This window comes from Streptomyces niger, from assembly GCF_000718305.1.
Classification (GTDB): Bacteria; Actinomycetota; Actinomycetes; order Streptomycetales; family Streptomycetaceae; genus Streptomyces; species Streptomyces niger.
In genome coordinates this window covers 493660-510546 of the sequence record NZ_JOFQ01000002.1, presented here as the reverse complement: position 1 = coordinate 510546, position 16887 = coordinate 493660, and the positions used below count along the sequence as shown (strand labels likewise).

The 16887-nt window shown below is 71.8% G+C and carries 17 protein-coding genes; 2 read left to right on the top strand and 15 right to left on the bottom strand.

The genetic code is table 11. The annotated features are described in order from the left end of the window. Positions 1 to 44: 44 nt before the first annotated feature. From IF20_RS06130 to IF20_RS06120, 3 genes are all read right to left on the bottom strand, one after another. Entirely contained in the window at positions 45 to 749 is a 705-nt protein-coding gene (locus tag IF20_RS06130; protein ID WP_052863917.1) for an aggregation-promoting factor C-terminal-like domain-containing protein, read from the bottom strand. 463 nt (positions 750 to 1212) lie between these two features. After that, positions 1213 to 2535: a PhoH family protein gene (locus tag IF20_RS06125; protein ID WP_052863916.1), complete on the bottom strand. Its 1323-nt coding sequence runs from the start codon at positions 2533 to 2535 to the stop codon at positions 1213 to 1215. A gap of 366 nt (positions 2536 to 2901) precedes the next feature. Beyond that, positions 2902 to 3681: an isoprenyl transferase gene (locus IF20_RS06120; RefSeq protein WP_052863915.1), complete on the bottom strand. Its 780-nt coding sequence runs from the start codon at positions 3679 to 3681 to the stop codon at positions 2902 to 2904. A gap of 141 nt (positions 3682 to 3822) precedes the next feature. On the opposite strand from IF20_RS06120, the gene mgrA reads away from it, so the two are divergent. Beyond that, positions 3823 to 4857, top strand: a complete 1035-nt coding sequence (mgrA, locus tag IF20_RS06115; RefSeq protein ID WP_052863914.1) for an L-glyceraldehyde 3-phosphate reductase — start codon at positions 3823 to 3825, stop codon at positions 4855 to 4857. An 833-nt stretch (positions 4858 to 5690) separates the two neighbouring features. Here the strand turns inward: mgrA and IF20_RS06110 are convergent. Next, the gene (locus IF20_RS06110; RefSeq protein ID WP_052863913.1) at positions 5691 to 6491 is read right to left on the bottom strand and encodes a prepilin peptidase; all 801 of its coding nucleotides are present in this window, start codon (positions 6489 to 6491) and stop codon (positions 5691 to 5693) included. Positions 6492 to 6656: 165 nt separating this feature from the next. Here IF20_RS06110 and IF20_RS06105 point away from each other — a divergent pair, with 165 nt between their 5' ends. Continuing rightward, positions 6657 to 7028 (top strand): DUF192 domain-containing protein, encoded by a 372-nt coding sequence (locus IF20_RS06105; protein WP_052863912.1) that lies wholly within the window; start codon positions 6657 to 6659, stop codon positions 7026 to 7028. Between the two features lie 42 nt (positions 7029 to 7070). Here the strand turns inward: IF20_RS06105 and IF20_RS06100 are convergent, their stop codons facing one another. The 11 genes from IF20_RS06100 to IF20_RS06050 form a co-directional block, all read right to left on the bottom strand. Beyond that, positions 7071 to 7802: an Imm52 family immunity protein gene (locus IF20_RS06100; protein ID WP_052863911.1), complete on the bottom strand. Its 732-nt coding sequence runs from the start codon at positions 7800 to 7802 to the stop codon at positions 7071 to 7073. A gap of 272 nt (positions 7803 to 8074) precedes the next feature. Further along, positions 8075 to 8692 (bottom strand): OmpA family protein, encoded by a 618-nt coding sequence (locus IF20_RS06095; protein WP_052863910.1) that lies wholly within the window; start codon positions 8690 to 8692, stop codon positions 8075 to 8077. A 2-nt stretch (positions 8693 to 8694) separates the two neighbouring features. Continuing rightward, a complete protein-coding gene (locus IF20_RS06090; RefSeq protein ID WP_199896503.1) occupies positions 8695 to 9303 on the bottom strand; it encodes a hypothetical protein in 609 nt (202 codons plus the stop codon). 45 nt (positions 9304 to 9348) lie between these two features. Continuing rightward, positions 9349 to 10053: a pilus assembly protein TadG-related protein gene (locus tag IF20_RS06085; RefSeq protein ID WP_110943889.1), complete on the bottom strand. Its 705-nt coding sequence runs from the start codon at positions 10051 to 10053 to the stop codon at positions 9349 to 9351. Between the two features lie 2 nt (positions 10054 to 10055). Further along, positions 10056 to 10295 (bottom strand): Flp family type IVb pilin, encoded by a 240-nt coding sequence (locus IF20_RS06080; RefSeq protein WP_052864064.1) that lies wholly within the window; start codon positions 10293 to 10295, stop codon positions 10056 to 10058. 290 nt (positions 10296 to 10585) lie between these two features. Continuing rightward, positions 10586 to 11851 carry a response regulator gene (locus IF20_RS06075; protein ID WP_234426516.1) on the bottom strand — a complete coding sequence of 422 codons (1266 nt, stop codon included), beginning with the start codon at positions 11849 to 11851 and terminating at the stop codon, positions 10586 to 10588. Positions 11852 to 11865: 14 nt separating this feature from the next. Continuing rightward, a complete protein-coding gene (locus IF20_RS06070) occupies positions 11866 to 13233 on the bottom strand; it encodes a sensor histidine kinase (protein ID WP_407702458.1) in 1368 nt (455 codons plus the stop codon). A 62-nt stretch (positions 13234 to 13295) separates the two neighbouring features. After that, complete coding sequence (locus IF20_RS06065; RefSeq protein ID WP_052863908.1) at positions 13296 to 14165, bottom strand: DUF5936 domain-containing protein; 870 nt, start codon at positions 14163 to 14165, stop codon at positions 13296 to 13298. An 11-nt stretch (positions 14166 to 14176) separates the two neighbouring features. After that, on the bottom strand, positions 14177 to 15115 hold the full coding sequence (locus tag IF20_RS06060; protein ID WP_052863907.1) for a type II secretion system F family protein: 939 nt from the start codon (positions 15113 to 15115) through the stop codon (positions 14177 to 14179). Positions 15116 to 15159: 44 nt separating this feature from the next. After that, positions 15160 to 16506: a CpaF family protein gene (locus tag IF20_RS06055; protein ID WP_052863906.1), complete on the bottom strand. Its 1347-nt coding sequence runs from the start codon at positions 16504 to 16506 to the stop codon at positions 15160 to 15162. After that, a complete protein-coding gene (locus IF20_RS06050; protein ID WP_052863905.1) occupies positions 16503 to 16886 on the bottom strand; it encodes a TadE/TadG family type IV pilus assembly protein in 384 nt (127 codons plus the stop codon). Before IF20_RS06050 ends, IF20_RS06055 begins: the two co-directional genes overlap by 4 nt. Position 16887 lies beyond the last annotated feature (1 nt).

Here is a 16887-nt window from a genome sequence, read left to right as displayed (position 1 = left end):
CCTTGTCCGGTCGGGGGTTGCGCGTCACTGGGCTGCGAGCCGGCCTAGTACCAGCTGTTGGCCTGCCAGAAGGACCAGGCGCCGCAGGGGCTGCCGTAGCGGTCGTTCATGTACCCCAGGCCCCACTTGATCTGCGTGGCCGGGTTGGTCTGCCAGTCGGAACCGGCCGAGGCCATCTTCGAACCGGGCAGCGCCTGGACGAGACCGTAGGCGCCGGAGCCGGCGTTGGTGGCGCGGTAGTTCCAGCCGGACTCGTGGTCCACGATGTTGCTGAAGCACTGGAACTGGTCGGCCGGCATCATCTGCCGGGCCATCGCCTGGGTCTCGGCGATCGTGTAGGACGCCTTGACCTGGATGTCGAGCGAGCCGCGGTCCTCCGACCGGCTGGCCTGCGTCTGAAGCTTCTCGCGCTCCTTGGCCTCCTTCTCGGCCTTGAGCTGCTTCTCCGCCGCGTCCTTCTTGGCCTGCGCGCTCTCGGCGGCCGCCTTGCGGGCGTCCTCCTGCGCGGACTTCAGGGCGGCGGCGTCCGCCTGGGTGGACTGGTCATCCGCCTGCTGCACGAGGGACGCCGTCTCCACCTGGGCCTGCTGACCCGCGGGGATGTCGGCGATCGTCGCGTCGGCAGCCGTTGCCTCGGTGTTGGCGACCGAGCCCGGCTGAGCGCCCGACGCGACGCCGACAACGGCGCCGACTGTGGTGACCGCGGTGGCGGAGGCCACGGCGAATCCCCGGACCGAAATCCGGCTCACACGTTTTCCTTCCAGCGTCGTCCGCGTCGGTGACCATCGCGGACGCAATCGTGCCCCTGACGCTGGCCTCCGTATTGCTCCGTCCCCGGAGTGCTGATGGGGTCGGCTGGTCACAGGAGGCACTGGCCCGGTACGTCCCCCTCGGGGGTCCGCGTGGTGCTCGGGCGGCATACGGCGAACGCTCTTCAGTTCTGTGGTTCTACACCGCTGGGGGTGCCAATGTGCCGTATGCGGGGCCTGACAGGTCCCAGACTCTGCCCGAAGCGGACGCGCGGAATCAATTCTGAGCCGGGTGTGAAAGCTCACACCTCGTTTACGCCACTGAGTTTCCGGATATCTCCGCGCGCGACGACGCCGCCCGGCTAGGCTCTCTGGCTTCGCCGGACGGCGCAGGTCACACAACGGGTCGGACCCCGCCGACCTCCTCACTCGGGCTCATTCGGGGCGCGACCCCTATACGGGATCAGATGCGGCCGTCCTCCAGCATTTCGGTCACCAGCGCGGCGATCGGCGACCGCTCCGAGCGGTTGAGCGTGACGTGCGCGAAGAGCGGGTGGCCCTTCAGCTTCTCCACGACGGCCACCACACCGTCGTACCGCCCGACCCGGAGGTTGTCCCGCTGCGCGACGTCATGCGTGAGGACGACCCGGGAATTCGCCCCGATCCTGGACAGAACGGTCAGCAGGACGTTCCGCTCCAGGGACTGCGCCTCGTCGACGATCACGAACGCGTCGTGCAGCGACCGCCCGCGGATGTGGGTGAGCGGCAGCACCTCCAACATCCCGCGGCCCACCACCTCCTCGATGACGTCGGCGGAGGTCACCGAGGTGAGGGTGTCGAAGACGGCCTGGGCCCAGGGGCCCATCTTCTCCGCCTCCGTACCCGGCAGGTAGCCCAACTCCTGCCCGCCCACGGCGTACAGGGGCCGGAAGACCATCACCTTTCTGTGCTGCCTGCGCTCCAGCACGGCCTCCAGGCCCGCGCACAGCGCCAGCGCCGACTTGCCCGTACCGGCCCGGCCGCCCATCGAGACGATCCCGACCTCCTGGTCGAGCAACAGGTCCAGCGCGATCCGCTGCTCGGCGCTGCGGCCGTGGATGCCGAACGCCTCCCGGTCGCCGCGCACCAGCCGCACCCGGCCGTCCGCGGTGACCCGGCCCAGCGCCTTGCCGCGCTCCGACTGGAGCACCAGGCCGGTGTGGACCGGCAGCTCGGCGGCCTCGGGGACGTACGCGCTCTCCACGTCGAAGAGGTCGTCGACCTGTTCGGCGGTGATCGTCAACTCCGCCATGCCCGTCCAGCCGGAGTCCGTGATCGCCAGCTCGGCGCGGTACTCCTCCGCCAGCAGGCCGACCGAGGAGGCCTTGATCCGCAGCGGCAGGTCCTTGGAGACGACCGTGACGTCGTACCCCTCGGCCTGGAGGTTGCGGGCCACCGCGAGGATCCGCGAGTCGTTGTCCCCGAGCTGGTAGCCGGCGGGGAGCACCCCGGGGTCGGAGTGGTTCAGCTCGACCCGCAGGGTCCCGCCGACCTCGCCGATCGGGATGGGGGCGTCCAGGCGGCCGTACCGTACGCGGTAGTCGTCCAGCAGGCGCAGCGCCTGCCGGGCGAAGTAGCCGAGTTCGGGATGGTGCCTCTTGGCTTCCAGTTCCGTGACGACCACTACCGGGAGCACGACTTCGTGCTCCTCGAAGCGGGCCATGGCGCCTGGATCCGCCAGCAGGACGCTGGTGTCGAGGACGTAGGTGCGCCGGTCGGCCTCACGGCGCTGCTTGCTGTTCACCACGGGTGGACGAACCCCCTCGGATGAGGTCGGGGTGCGACGGCGTCGCGGGGGATGGAGCCGGGCGCGGGCCGCGATGCGCGGGCCGGGCACCGGCCCTCCGCGTCGGACGTGCGTTCCGCACGATCGTCCGTGATGCGCAACGGGCCTCCCGGGCGGACGGCCCCATGCCGTCCGCTGCGGAGCGGCACCCACTGGACCTGGCTTTTCGGGTGCCGTCCTGGGAGGGATATTCCCGCGAACACCTGCGGGCATGCCCCGGCACAGGTCGTACGACCAGTGAATTCGCGATGACGGATGAACCGCTGGGCCCATGTGACGCATCCGGCCCCGTCCTTGACGGGCCGTCGCTCCCCCGAGGGGGTGTCCTCAGATGCCGTACCGCCGGTGCCGGTAGGCGTAGTCGCGCAGGGCGCGCAGGAAGTCCACCTTGCGGAAGGCGGGCCAGAAGACCTCGCAGAAGTAGTACTCCGAGTGGGCGCTCTGCCACAGCATGAAGCCGGAGAGCCGCTGCTCGCCGCTCGTGCGGATGACCAGGTCGGGGTCCGGCTGGCCGCGGGTGTAGAGGTGCTCGGAGATCTTGTCGATGTCGACGCCGTCGGCGATCTCCTCGACGGAGGCGCCGCGACCGGCCTCCTCCAGCAGCAGCGAGCGGACCGCGTCCGCGATCTCCTGCCGGCCGCCGTAGCCGACCGCCACGTTCACGACGATGCCGCCGATGTGGTCCGTGGCCTCCTCGGCCTCCTTCAGCACCTGCTGGGTGCCGGCGGGGAGCAGGTCACGGTTGCCGACGTGGTGCACCCGCCAGCGACCGTCGGCCGCGAGCCGCCGCACGGTGTTCTCGATGATGCCGAGGAGCGGCTTCAGCTCCTTCTCCGGCCGGTCGAGGTTGTCCGTGGAGAGCATCCACAAGGTGACGACCTTGACGTCGGTCTCCTCGCACCAGCCCAGCATCTCCTCGATCTTCGCCGCGCCCGCCTGGTGTCCCTGCTCGGTGGTCAGGCCGTCGGCGCGGGCCCAGCGGCGGTTGCCGTCCAGGATGACGCCGATGTGCTTGGGCACCTGGGAGTGGTCCAGCCGGCGCTCCACGCGGCGCTCGTACAGCTTGTACACGAACTCCCGCACAACAGGGGGATACGGGATACCCATCCCGGAAGATCGCAGCATGTGTGGTCCAGCCCCTCCGTGCCAATTGGCGGTCGCCCCCGTCGCCTCAAGGCCGCAACTTTACTTCTCAGGGGTGGCAATGACCCAATCAGGTGTGTCACAACTCCGTGATAAGGAGAGCGCATGACTGACACGTACGGCTACCGGGCCGACGATTCCCGGTACGACTCCATGGAGTACCGCCGCACCGGCCGCAGCGGACTGAAACTCCCCGCGATCTCGCTCGGCCTCTGGCACAACTTCGGCGACGACCGGACCCTGGAGTCGCAGCGCGCGATCCTGCGGCGCGCCTTCGACCTGGGCATCACCCACTTCGACCTGGCGAACAACTACGGTCCGCCGCCCGGCTCGGCCGAGCTGAACTTCGGGAAGATCTTCGCGCAGGACTTCCGGCGCTACCGGGACGAAATGATCCTTTCCACGAAGGCCGGATATCTGATGCACCCCGGTCCGTACGGAGAATGGGGTTCCCGGAAATACCTGCTCTCGTCGCTGGACGCGTCACTTCAGCGGATGGGCGTCGATTACGTCGACATCTTCTACTCGCACCGATTCGACCCGGAGACTCCGCTGGAGGAGACGATGGGTGCGCTGGCTTCCGCGGTGCAGCAGGGCAAGGCCCTGTATGTGGGTGTTTCCTCCTACAACTCCGCGCAGACCCGGGAGGCGGCCCGCATTCTGCGGGAAATGGGCGTGCGTCCGCTGATTCACCAGCCCTCGTACAGCATGATCAACCGCTGGACCGAGGACGACGGGCTGCTGGACACCCTGGACGCGGCCGGCATGGGCTGCATCTCCTTCGCGCCGCTGGCCCAGGGCATGCTCACCGACAAGTACCTGAACGGCATCCCCGAAGGTTCGCGCGCCTCCCAGGGCAAGTCGCTGGACCCGAAGCTGCTCTCCGAGGACGTCGTGCGGCGGCTGCGCGGGCTGAACGACATCGCCGCGCGGCGCGGCCAGTCCCTCGCGCAGCTCGCGCTGCAGTGGGTGCTGCGGGACGCGCGGATGACCTCGGCGCTGATCGGAGCGAGCAGCGTGCGGCAGCTGGAGGCGAACGTCGCGGCGCTCGACGGGCCCGCGCTCACCGACGCCGAGCTGGCCGAGATCGACGAATTCGCGACCTCGACGGAGGGCGTGAACATCTGGGCGCGGCGGTAAGCGGCGGCGCTCCGGACCCCGGAAAGAAAAAGCGGGCCGGTCCGTGGGGGGGATACGGACCGGCCCGAGGGGGGGTTCCCACCATAACCCCGTGCGGGGTGTGGTGCGCGCATCAGAGGCGGTCAGCCCGCGCGTCGCAAAGTTGATCAAGGTGTACGACGGGCGCGGAAACGGGGCGGGAATTCCTTTAATGATCTTGAATTCATCCCGCTCCGCCCGCTCCCTGGTGGGCCTGGCAGCCGAAATGATCTTGTCCGGGACGACGCCGCATCCCGCGGCCCCCACCGACCCGCCCACGTGACGCACCTCTCCCCGGCCCGGCAGGGGTAGCCCGCAGGAGCGACAGCGGGACGGTCGCCGACTTGACGGCCGGACCGGAAGCGGCGCGGGCCGGGCCGTCGGCGGCGGAACGGGAAGCGCTCCGGGCGCGGCGCGGCGCACCCGGAGCGCGAGGCATGACCGGACTTCCCGGCTGGTCGCACCGGGCCCCCGGCCCTCGTAACGGACTCCCCCGGTCGTCATACGGTCGTTCCGTCTCGGTCCTCCGCGACCCCCAATCGTCACGTCCTCGCGTCCTGCCCACCGGGCAGCACCACGCCGGCGACCCGCACATCAGCTGGTGGCTCGTCAGCGCGGCTCCGCCACCCTTTCCAGGGGCGGCGGACGGCCCGCGTGATGCGCTTCCAGCTGATCGCGTGCGAGCGGTGCGGAAACGACCATAGGGCACATACCCCCCGTATGTACTATCTTCCCGGCCAACTTCCCTTTTCACGCCGCGCAATTACCCCCGTTGCCACGACAGTGCACGGCAGACACACGGCCGTCCGGCGGTGTCAGGACGCGCCGTACGCCCCGAGCAGCAGGCCCAGCAAGGCCCCCAGAGCCATGAAGGGGCCGAACGGCATCGCGGACTTCCGGCCCGCACGCCGCATGATCATCATTCCGACGCCGTAGACCGAACCCAGCACGAAACCGGCGAAGGCGCCGAGGAAGAGCACGCCCCAGCCGTACCAGCCGAGCGCGGTCCCCAGCGTCAGGGCCAGCTTCACGTCCCCGAAGCCCAGCCCGTCGGGGCGGATCACGAAGAGCACGAAGTACCCGCCGGCGAGCGCGAGCCCGCCCAGCAGCGCGCCGGTCCAGGACCCGCCGTGGCCGGGCAGCAGCCCGGCGACCCCGAGGAGCGCCGCGGTGGCCCCGGCCGCCGGCAGGGTCAGCACGTCCGGCAGCCGGTGCACGGCCGCGTCGACCGTCCCGAGCACCACCGCGACCGGCGCCAACAGCAGCCAGACGGCCAGCTCGGGGCGGGGCCCGGCGGCCGCGGCCAGCAGCGCGCAGACCACCGCGGTGACGAGCGGCGCGGCGGTACGGGCGGGGCCGTACGTGCGGCAAACGGCGGGCGAGGCGGTGGCGAGGGCGGCCGGCGCGGCAGCGGGAACGAGCACGGGGGGCGCCGCGGCCGGGCAGCGGGCGAGGCCCAGCCAGCCGCCCGCCACGCCGGTGATCGGGTGGCCGCCCGGGCAGGTCGTACGCCGGTCCTCCTCGGGCTCGACGGCCAGCCGGTACGCGGCCCGCGGCACGAGCAGCCCGGTCGCGGCCCCGTAGGCGGCGGCGAGAACGATCAGGAGCGGATGCACCCCTCGAACGTACGGCCAGAAACCGTCCCGGTCATGGGCCCTGGGGCCCAACCCTGGGCAACCATGGGCCCCACCGGTCGCACGCGCGGCGCCGTGCCGCGCCGTGACCGTGCCGGTAGCATCCCCGCCCGGCCGGACGGGGGCCGCGGCGTACGGGAGGGAACCATGGGCAGGTGGCACGACGGCCGGGGACGGCTGTGGCTCGATGCGGGGCCCGGAGGCGCGAACCCGGGAGCGCCGCTGCCGCTGGAGATCGCGGCGTCCTACCGTGCGCGCACCCGCGGGCTGCTGGGCCGGGACGGGATCGAGGGGGCCCTGCTCCTGACGCCCGCGAGCAGCGTGCACACCTTCCGCATGCGCTTCGCGATCGACGTCGCGTACCTGGACCGCCGGCTGACCGTCCGCGCCGTCCACACGATGCGGCCGAACCGGCTGGGCCGCCCCCGGCTGCGCTCCCGGCACGTCCTGGAGGCCGAGGCGGGCGCGATGGCCGCCTGGGGCCTGCGGCCGGGCACCCGCCTGAGGATCGAGACGTGACCGGCGGCGGGGCCTACCGGGCGGAGTTCGCGCTGTCCGCTGTCACCACTTGGCGCGGTCCATCGGGTACGGCAGCTCCTCCAGCGCGCCGGCCTTGCGGAGCAGGCCGTTGACCGCGAGCACGTGGTCAGCGTCGGGTCCCGTGCCGTCCGGCCGGCCGAGGTCGAGGACCAGGCCGCCGTTCTCGGTGACCGAGCGGCGCCCCGGTACGTCGTCCGGGACCACCGCCCGGCGGCCGCTGGAGAGGTAGACCGCCCGGCCGCAGCGCGGCGTGGAGTTGTCCAGCTCGTACTCCTTCTCCAGCACGCCGAGGAGGTCGTCGTCGGCGATGTCGCCCCAGTCCGCGTCCCAGGACTCCACGATCGCGGTGAGCACCTCGGGGAGCCGGGCGACCAGCGGGGCCGAATCGTTCAGGTCGGCGGAGCGCACGGTGATGACCGCGGTCTGCGGCGCGAACTGCGGTGTCCCGCCCGCGCCGACGCTGAGGGTGATGATCGGCCGGCCGGGGCAGGCCGCGACCAGGACGGCGGAGTACCCGATCGTCGCGGCGTCGTCCTGCGGGTTGACGCGCTCCAGGTACGAGGTGAACCAGGCCGCGTCGGCGTTCTCCGGCACCTGCTCGGCCTGCCCGACCGCCTCGGCCCGCCAGCCGGCGAAGTCCTCCGGCGCGATCTTCGCCAGCCGCCTCAGGAGACGCAGCCAGCGCTCGGCGAGCTGGTCGGGGCTCTCCTGCCGCGGCCCCCAGACACCGCCGACCGTCAGATCCAGTGCCATGTGAGCTCCACTCCGGTGTTCCGTATGTTGCCGTTCGTTGCGTCCGGCACGTACGGCAGCCATCAGGCCGGCGCTCGCCCGGTCCGGATGCACGCTGTCATCCGCCCCCCGGCCGCGTCGAGTCCGTCCTGCGCTCTTCTCCACCACCTTCAGGGGATATGTGGTGCGTCTTCACATCGAGGCGCCCGTCACGGACGCCGCGGAACGGCCGGGTCGCGGAACGGCCGGGTCGCGGAACGGCCGGGTCGCGGAACGGCCGGGTCGCGGAACACTCAGTCGGCCCGCGGGAAGGACACCTCCACGCGGCGGTTCTTCTTACGTCCGTTTTCCGTGTCGTTGCTCGCGACGGGGGCGTCCTCGCCGTAGCCGCGTATCTCGAAGGTGACGGCGCCGCCGTCCAGCTCCTCGTTCAGCTGCTGCTGCACGGCGTCGGCGCGCTCCTTGGACAGCTTCAGCCCGTGCTCGGACGAGCCGAGGTCGTCGGTGAAGCCGGCGACGGTCACCTGGGTGGCCTGCTGCTTCCTGATCTCGGCGGCGATCTGCCGGATCCGGTCGTTCGCCACGTCGGACAGCTTCGCGCTGTCCTTCCCGAACAGCACCTCGGCCTGGAGCTGGAACTTCACGTCCGAGTTGGAGTCCTCCCGCTGCTCCGTACCGCGCTCGTCCCCGACGACGGTCTTGATGTCCAGCACCTTGGGCGCGGCGAGCGACTTCCCTTCGGGGAGCTTGAGGTCGGGGTCGTTGACGTCGATGTCGCCGTGGAAGACGGAAGGCGCCGCCGGTACGTCGTCGTCGGCCACGGCGGCCGGCCCGCCGGCCAGGGTGAGGCCGGCCGCCAGCGCCGAGGACAACAGGAGTACGGGCCCGCGCTTCCGGTGCAGGGTCCTCATCGTCACGCGTCCGTCAGCGCGAGGGAGACCGACTGGAAGGTCGGGATCTGCAGGTCGACTTCGGTCGTGCCCTTCGGCGGGGCGGGGAACTGCATGAAGACCTTCTGGTCGGAGTTGCCCGCGACGATGCCGAGGCCCGTGGTGGCCAGCGGGCGGTTCTCCGTGTCACGCAGGGTGTAGTAGCGCTTCTTCTCGGTCTTGTCCACGAGGGTGGCGCCGCCGAGGGAGTCACCGGCGGCACGCTTCATGGCGAGCTCGGGTCCGGTCCACTGGGACGTGTCGGTGAAGTCGTCGTCCGAGGAGTTCTTCAAGTTGCCGTTGACGGTGACGAATCCGCTGGAGTCGCGGATCGCCGACGTCACGTCCAAGGTGATGCCCTGTGGTCCCTGGAGTGTGGCGATCACCGTGCTGTCGTCCGGCTGCTCGGGCTGTTCGGGCTGTCGTGCCCGGTTCTCACCGCCCTGGTCGGCCGTGTGGCGGGTGGACGACGGGAGTCGGGTCTCCGTGCCGCCGCCGTCGTCACCGCACGCGGACAGCGTGAAGGCGAGTGCCGCCGTGAGGGAAGCGGCGGCCACCGTCCGTCGCGCCCGGGGGATCTGCCACATACTCATGAACTCGTCCTCTACTCGTCTTCGCGCCGTCAGCCGCGAGCGGGCTCAGTCGGCGAGCCTTACGGCGAACAGGTCCGCGGCGCGCGGGAAGTCAGGGCGCGTGGGGTCCGGTTCGTCGGGATCGATGGACCACTCCTGGCCGTCACACTTCAGGGTCAGGCGCTGGGGGTCGCGGTCCTTGTCCTTGTTCTTGTCGTCCGCGCCGGACGCCGGGTCCTGGTCATCCGTGCCGTCCCCTTCCGGATCGTCCGCCGGCACCGCGCACTTCGGCTCGATGACCGCGGTGGCCCGCGCCTCCGACTGCTCGTTCTCGGTGCCCGGGATGACCGAGGCGCCCATGCCGCCGGTGGTGCGCACCTGGACGATGAAACCCTGTCGTTGATCGGCGAGCCGGCGGCAGCCGGCGCCCGCCACTTCGGCGTCGTTGCGTGCCGCGAAGCTGCCGGCCGCCAGGCAGGCGCGGGCCTCGTCGTACGCCTCGCCGCGGAGGAACACGGCCCGGTCGGCCGGCTCGTGGAGGGAGGCGAGCAGGCCGTCGCGCAGTTGCTCGCGGGCGTCCTGTGCGGCCCCGAGCGCCGCTGCGTCGGCGGCGGACTGAGCACCGTTACGGGAGGCCGCCGCCTGGCCCACGGCGAAGTAGGCGAAGGCAAGAAAAAGCAGGCCCGCCACCACCGTGATGTAGATGGGGAGGGCCTGCCCGGATTCGCGGAAAGTCCGCCGGGGCGCGCGGAAGTTCCGCGACGCAGGCAGGTTCAGCCGGTCTTCACGCTGTTGATCGCGGCCTTGATCTTGTTCTTGATCGTGTCGCCGATGTCCGTGAACCCAGCGATCGCCGCCATGATCGCCACGACCACCACGATCATGCCGATGTACTCCACCGCGGTCTGCCCCTTCGAGCGTTCGCGGCCGTACATCCGCTCGATGCAGGCGTCCCGCCAGGACCCGATGTGCACCTGGGTGGCGGTGGTGGCCTTCAGCATCCGCTGGTTCATGGTGGTGTTCCCCTCCGGGTTCGGCCGGCCGGCAGTCGGCCCGCGCACAAGCTTCCACGCCGGCCGTCGTGACGGCGGCCGCGTCCGCGCGGCCGGTACCGCCGGCGTCCCGGGAAACGTACGCCGGGGCCACCCCGCCCGGCATGGGCCCCCGGGCCCAAACGCGGGCCCAAACCCCCTCCAGGGCCCAAATCGGGGCCCAATCCCGGGCCCAGCCCTGGGCCCGGATCCCGGCGCGGGACGCGTCGCGCACCCGGCGTGCCGGGTGGGCCCTGCCGGCCCTCCCCCCTTCAGCCATGGCTCTGCGTTCCCCCTCGGGCGGTGCCGAGCCAGACGGCGATGGCCTGGCTGCGGCTGGTGGCCGGCAGCTTGGTGAAGATCCGGTTGATGTGGTTCTTCACGGTCTTCTCGCTGATGAAGCACGTGGCGGCGATCTGCGCGTTGGTCATGCCTGCCGCGATCAGTTCCATCACCTCCGCCTCGCGATGGCTCAGCCCGAACCTGTCCGTACCGTTTCCCCGCCGTGCCAGCGGGGCACGGTCCACACCGTCCCGCCGTGCGGGCACCACTGGGGTCGCGCGGTGCGACCCAGTCGCAGACTGTGCCATATCAACTTGCGGTTGCGAAGCGGTTTGTGAAGGTCGCGACGAATTCGAGACCGAGTGCGCCCCGATATACCGGGGATTGGCGCTCCCCGGCGGGTCATTCTGACCGGAATTGCCATTTGCAGGAGCAGCGCGTTCTTCCGGTGCGCCCCGGCGTTGGCCGGAAGGTGAACCCCCGGCTCCTTGGCCGGTTCCGTACGCCGCGCGGCCCGGATCGTCCGTTCCGTACCCCGTACCGCGCAGGTCGCCCGTGCCGTACGCCGCTCCCAGGCCCTCCGGGAGGGGCCCGTACGGGGCGTCGGGCGCGGGCGGGGCCGTGCGGACGTGGTCCAGCAGGGCGTTGCTGGCCGTTGCCGTGAAGCGGGCGCGGCCCGCGGTGACATCCCGTACCGCGGCGGCCAGTTCGTCCGCGGTGAACTCGCCGTGCACGAGGTAGCCACCCGCGCCGAGCCGCAGCGACTCGCGCACGATCTCGCTCTCCTGGCTGTACGTCAGCATCATGACGGGCGCGAGGCGGACGAGGTGGGGCAGGGCCGCGATGCCGTCGACGCCGGGCATCCGGACGTCCAGCAGAACGACGTCGGGGCGGTGCCGCCGGGCCGCTTCGTATGCCGCGCGGCCGTCGGCCGCCTCCGCGACGACCTGGATGTCGGAGCGCCCGGAGAGCAGGACGGTGAGCCCGGCCCGTACGACGGGGTTGTCGTCCGCGACGACCACCCGCAGCGGTGGGCACGGATCGGGCGGGCGGCCCTCGGGCCCGGCGAAGGGATCGGCGGCGACGGGGGCCGCCGGTAAGGGGGAACCGTCGCCCTCTCGGCGCGGGGCGGGCGGGTCCGCACCGAACACCGCGGGATCGTCGAAGACGAACGGGTCCTCGAAGACGAAGGGGTCGCCGACGAGGGCGAACGGGTCGGTGGCGGGCGCTGTGCGCGACTCACGGAAGGTGGGCATGGCGCGGCCTCCTCTCACGGCCTGGCGGGGGGACGGGGCGGGTGCTCGGGCACCGGCGTGCGCGGTGGCTGCTCGGGCGCCGGGGCGAACGGCGGCGCGGACGGCTTCGGCACGACCGCGGCCAGCGGCAGCTCCACCCGGACCTCTGTGCCCTGGGTGGCGCGGCCGCGGCCGATGCGGATGCGGGCGCCGATGCCGGCCGCCCGTTCCACCATGCCGACCAGCCCGAAGTGGCCGGCCTTGCGCAGACCGTCCAGGGTGGTACCGGGCGGCAGGCCGCAGCCGTCGTCGTACACGCTGATCCGCAGGCTGCTCTCGACCACGCCCGCCGCGACGTCCAGGCGGCTGGGGGCCGCGTGGCGGCAGGCGTTGTCCATGGCCTCGGTGGCGATGGTGAGGAGCTGGCGGGCGATGGCGTGCGGGACCTGGGGCGCGGGGCCGGTGCCGAGCGGGCGGTAGCAGGCGGGGATGTCGGCGCGGCGGGCGAAGTCGGCGACCTTCGCGGAGAGTTCCCCCGCGACGTCGACGCCGCCGTCCAGGCCGGTCTCGCGCCGCAGGTCGGAGAGGAGTTCGCGGGACTCGGCCGCGGCCCGGCGGGCGGCCCGGGAGACCAGTTCGGCCTGGCGCTTGACCGTCGCCGGGTCCGTACGGTCGGCGGAGCCGGCCAGGCCGTCGGCGGCCAGTGCCAGGCCGTGCAGGGTCTTGGCGACCGAGTCGTGCATCTCGCGGGCGAGCCGGGCGCGTTCGCACTCGACGGCCTCGTGGACGGCGAGCCGGGAGCGGGTCTCGGTGAGCGCTTGGCTCGCGGCACCGAAGCGCAGCATCAGATTGCGCAGCGTGACGCCGGCCGCGCCCGCCACGACGCAGACGCCGGGCAGGAAGGTGGAGCCGGCCAGGGTGACGTCGAGGTCGGCGTCGCCCACGTACGCCAGCAGGACGATGCAGACGGTGAGGGAGGCAAAGACGCCCGCGCCGCGCCAGCCGTAGGCCAGGCCGGCCAGCAGCGGCGTGCACATCGTGACGTAGCTGAGCGGGCTGGCGGGCGAGGCGGTGAAGAGCAGCAGGGCGCCGAAGGCGGCGTCCAGCGCGAGCAGGACGGGGTGGTGCAGGAGCAGCGGGCCGAACCGTTCCCAGTCGCGGAAGAGCAGGTAGGAGGCCATGAAGGTGAACAGCACGGCGGAGCAGATCAGGACGGTGGGCCAGCCGCGCTTGGTGCCGAGGATGGCGAACGGCGCCGCGAGGGCGATCATCGCGAGCCGGAAGCCGAAGACCTGCCGGCACAGCGCCTGGAGGGCGCTCAGCTGGAGCCGGAGGGTGGGCTCCTCGGGCGGCGGGGCCGTGCCCTCCGGGCCGTGCGGCGGCAGCGGGCCGCCGGCGGTGATGGGCGCGGCGGCCCCCCGCCGGAGCACCCCGCGCCGCCGGTCCCGCCGTACCGCCCCGCGCCTCACCCCAGGAGCCCCGATCCCAGGAACATGCCGGCGCCGATCAGCAGGATGGTGGCGGGGACCATGACCATGGTGATCGTGGTGGTGGCCTTCGGCACCGCCTTGGCCGCCTTGCGGCGGGCGTTCTGGGCGTCCGTGCGGCGCATGTCGTTGGCGATGGCGATGAGCGTGTCGACGATCGGCGCGCCCAGCTCCTCGCCCTGCTGGAGGGCGGTGACGAACATCGCGACCTGCTCGGAGTCGTTGCGCCGGCGCAGCTCCTCGAAGGCCTGCCGGCGGCTGACGCCCATGTCCATCTGGCGCAGGGTGATGCGGAGTTCGTCGGACCAGGGGCCCTGGTACTTCTCGGCGGTGCGGTCCAGCGCCTGGCGGAAGTTGAGGCCGGCGGAGACCACGACGGCGAGGACGTCGAGGAAGTCGGGGAGGGTGCGCTCGATGGCTTCCTTGCGCTGCCGGATGGCGGACCAGAGGGAGACCTCCACCCAGCCGGCGCCGAACGCGATCATGAGGAGGGCGAGGATCGCCTGCCCGTTGGCGGCCATGGCGAGGGCGCCGAGCGCGCCGGTGACGCCGTAGACGAAGCGGCGCGCCGCGTACCGGTCGACGGTGAGGCCGCCGGGGTTGCCCGCCATGTCGATGCGCTTGCGCAGCCGGTCGACGCGCTTGGGACCCATCAGGCGCAGCACGGCCGGCGCGTACCGCATGCCGAGCCGGTCGATGAGCGAATGCGCGGCGCCGGTGCGGGAGGAGCCGACCTCCAGCGCGACGACGAGGTCGCCGGGCAGCTTGGCCTCGGAGCGGTACAGCCGCCAGCCGTACACGGCGCCGAGGACGGAGAGGCCGAGGAGGAGGGCGAAGAGGAGTCCCATGGTGCGGCCTCTCAGACGTCGATCTTGCCGAGTCGGCGGACGAGGAAGAAGCCCAGCGCGTACAGGGCGAGCGCGACGAGGATCGCGCCCTGGCCCAGCACGCTGCCGGTGATCTTCTCCAGCGCGCCGGGCCAGATGTTGTTCATGACCAGCAGCGCGCCCAGGCCCATCAGCGGCACGATGTAGCCGGTGGCGGTGACCTGTGAGAGCTGGGTGCGGACCTCGCGGCGGGTCTCCTTGCGCTCCTCCAGGGTCTCGGTGAGGTTGCGCAGCGAGCTGACGACGGTGCCGCCGGCCCGGTTGGACAGCACCAGCGTGGTGACCAGGACGACCAGTTCGCGGGAGGGCAGCCGCTCGGCGAGCGCGCCGAGCGCGTCCTCCACGGAGTGGCCGATGGCCAGTTGGTCGGCGACCTTGCCCAGCTCCTCGCCGGCCGGGGCCTCCAGCTCCTCCGCGGCCATGGCGAGCGCGGTACGGAGCGCCAGCCCGGCCTGGGTGGCGTTGGCGAGGACGCGGGAGAGCTCGGGGAGCTGGTTGATGAACCGCTCGGTGCGCTTCTGCCGCTGCCAGCCGAGGTACGCGTACGCCCCCCACAGGCCCGCCGCGCCGGCGATCGGCCCGAAGAACGGGGCGAGCAGCACACTGGCGAGCAGCCACAGGCCGAGGACCGCGACGACCATGGCGACGAAGAACGCGCCGGGCGTGATGTCCAGGCCGGTGGCGGTGAGCCGGGCCTCCAGCTGCTTGCCGAACCGGGTCCGGCGCAGCCTGCGGTCCAGGCCGTCGAAGGCCCGGCGGTGGCCCGGCGCGCGCAGCTGCCCCGACCGGTCGAGCCGGTCGACCAGCGCGGCGTGCTGCGCGCGGCCCGAGGCGACGGCGTGTACGCCGAGGACGGCGAGCAGGCAGCACACCAGCGTGGCGCCGATCGTCAGGAGCGCGAGGTTGTCCATGGCGGCGGGGGATCCTCCGGGAAGGGGTCGGGGCGCGCGTGAGGTCAGGCGGGGTACTCGCCCTTGCGGACGACGAGCTGTCCGGCGTCGTCGGCGACGCCGAAGGCGGCCGGGATCGGTTCGTTCTTCATGTAGAGGCGGTCGGCGACGCGGCGGGGCAGCGGGTAGTACTCGAAGGCGCCGTGCACCGTGCCGTCGGGGCCCATCGGCTGCGGCACGAATCTGGCGACCGAGACGATGCGGTAGTCCTCGCGGCCGCGGGAGTCCACGATCGCGATCTCGCTGATCTTCCGGGTGCCGTCGGCGTGCCGGGTGAGCTGGACGAGGACGTCCAGGGCGCTGTTGATCTGGTCCTTGATCGCCACGAACGGGATCTCCACCTCGGACATCGACGCCAGGGTCTGCAGCCGCATCAGCGCGTCCTCGGCGCTGTTGGCGTGCACGGTGGCCAGCGAGCCGTCGTGGCCGGTGGACATCGCCTGGAGCATGTCCAGCGTCTCGCCGCCGCGCACCTCACCGACGATGATGCGGTCCGGGCGCATGCGGAGGGAGTTGCGTACGAGGTCGCGGATGGTGATGCGGCCCTTGCCCTCGACGTTCGCCGGGCGGGCCTCCAGCGTGATGACGTGCGTCTGCTGGAGCTGGAGCTCGGCGGAGTCCTCGATGGTGATGATGCGCTCGCCCTCGGGGATCAGCCCGGAGAGCGCGTTGAGCAGCGTGGTCTTGCCGGAGCCGGTGGCGCCGGAGACGACGATGTTGAACTTCGCCCGGACCAGGCCGGAGAGCAGCATCAGCATGTGCGCGTCGAGCGAGCCGAGGCCGATCATCTCCTGGAGGGTGTAGGAGCGGGGGAAGCGGCGGATGGTGAGGGTGGCGCCGGACAGCGAGAGCGGCGGGATGACGACGTTGACCCGCTCGCCGGAGGGCAGCCGCGCGTCGACCATCGGGTTGGTCTCGTCGACCCGGCGGTTGACGGTGGAGACGATCCGCTCGATGGTCTGCATCAGCTGCTCGTTGGAGGCGAAGCGCAGCGGCAGCAGCTCGACCTTGCCGGCCCGTTCGACGAAGATCTGGTCGGGCCCGTTGACCATGATCTCGGTGACCGAGGCGTCCTCCAGCAGCGGTTCGAGGATGCCCAGGCCCAGCGCCTCGTCGACGACGCGGCGGATGAGCATGGCCCGCTCGTGGGTGGAGAGGACCGGGCCCTCGCGGCTGATGATGTGGCCCAGTACGCGTTCCAGTCGCACCCGCCGCTCGGCGGCGGCCAGCGAGGACATCTCCGCGAGATCGATCTCCTCCAGCAGCTTGCCGCGGTAGACCGCGACGAGGTGGTTCTCCTCCTGCTGGCCGTTCGGGGCCTCGGGAGCGTTGATGCGCGCCCTCAGGCTCATGGTGCGGACTCCTTCGTACGCGGCATGGTCACGGTCTTCTGGGTGGCGCCGAGGCCGTCGACGAACGGGATGACCGAGGGGATCGGCACCCGGGCGGTGACGGACACCTCGTCGGGCCCCGGGCGCCGGGTGAAGGCGGCCCGGTCGGCGAGCCAGCCGCTCATCGCGGCCTTCCCGGCCTGGGCGTAACCGATCTCCGGCTCGTCCAGCCCGGCCGTCCGGGCCGCGGCCCGCGCTCCCGTGCCGGCCTGCTGGATCGCGTACGCGGCGATGCCGAACTGGACCAGGGCGAGGCCCACCAGGATCAGGATCGGCAGCATGCCGAGGAACTCGACCACGGTCTGTCCGCGGTCGTCCCGCCGCTCCGTGCGCAGCGCCATG

Coding starts and splice junctions, on each gene's coding strand:
- IF20_RS06120 (WP_052863915.1), bottom strand. CDS start 3,681: ATGGGTATCCCGTATCCCCCTGTTGTGCGGGAGTTCGTGTACAAGCTG.
- IF20_RS06105 (WP_052863912.1), top strand. CDS start 6,657: ATGGGCAGGTGGCACGACGGCCGGGGACGGCTGTGGCTCGATGCGGGG.
- IF20_RS06090 (WP_199896503.1), bottom strand. CDS start 9,303: ATGAGTATGTGGCAGATCCCCCGGGCGCGACGGACGGTGGCCGCCGCT.
- IF20_RS06050 (WP_052863905.1), bottom strand. CDS start 16,886: ATGGCGCTGCGCACGGAGCGGCGGGACGACCGCGGACAGACCGTGGTC.
- IF20_RS06065 (WP_052863908.1), bottom strand. CDS start 14,165: ATGGGACTCCTCTTCGCCCTCCTCCTCGGCCTCTCCGTCCTCGGCGCC.
- IF20_RS06080 (WP_052864064.1), bottom strand. CDS start 10,295: ATGAACCAGCGGATGCTGAAGGCCACCACCGCCACCCAGGTGCACATC.
- IF20_RS06060 (WP_052863907.1), bottom strand. CDS start 15,115: ATGGACAACCTCGCGCTCCTGACGATCGGCGCCACGCTGGTGTGCTGC.
- IF20_RS06100 (WP_052863911.1), bottom strand. CDS start 7,802: ATGGCACTGGATCTGACGGTCGGCGGTGTCTGGGGGCCGCGGCAGGAG.
- IF20_RS06095 (WP_052863910.1), bottom strand. CDS start 8,692: ATGAGGACCCTGCACCGGAAGCGCGGGCCCGTACTCCTGTTGTCCTCG.
- IF20_RS06055 (WP_052863906.1), bottom strand. CDS start 16,506: ATGAGCCTGAGGGCGCGCATCAACGCTCCCGAGGCCCCGAACGGCCAG.
- IF20_RS06075 (WP_234426516.1), bottom strand. CDS start 11,851: ATGCCCACCTTCCGTGAGTCGCGCACAGCGCCCGCCACCGACCCGTTC.
- mgrA (WP_052863914.1), top strand. CDS start 3,823: ATGACTGACACGTACGGCTACCGGGCCGACGATTCCCGGTACGACTCC.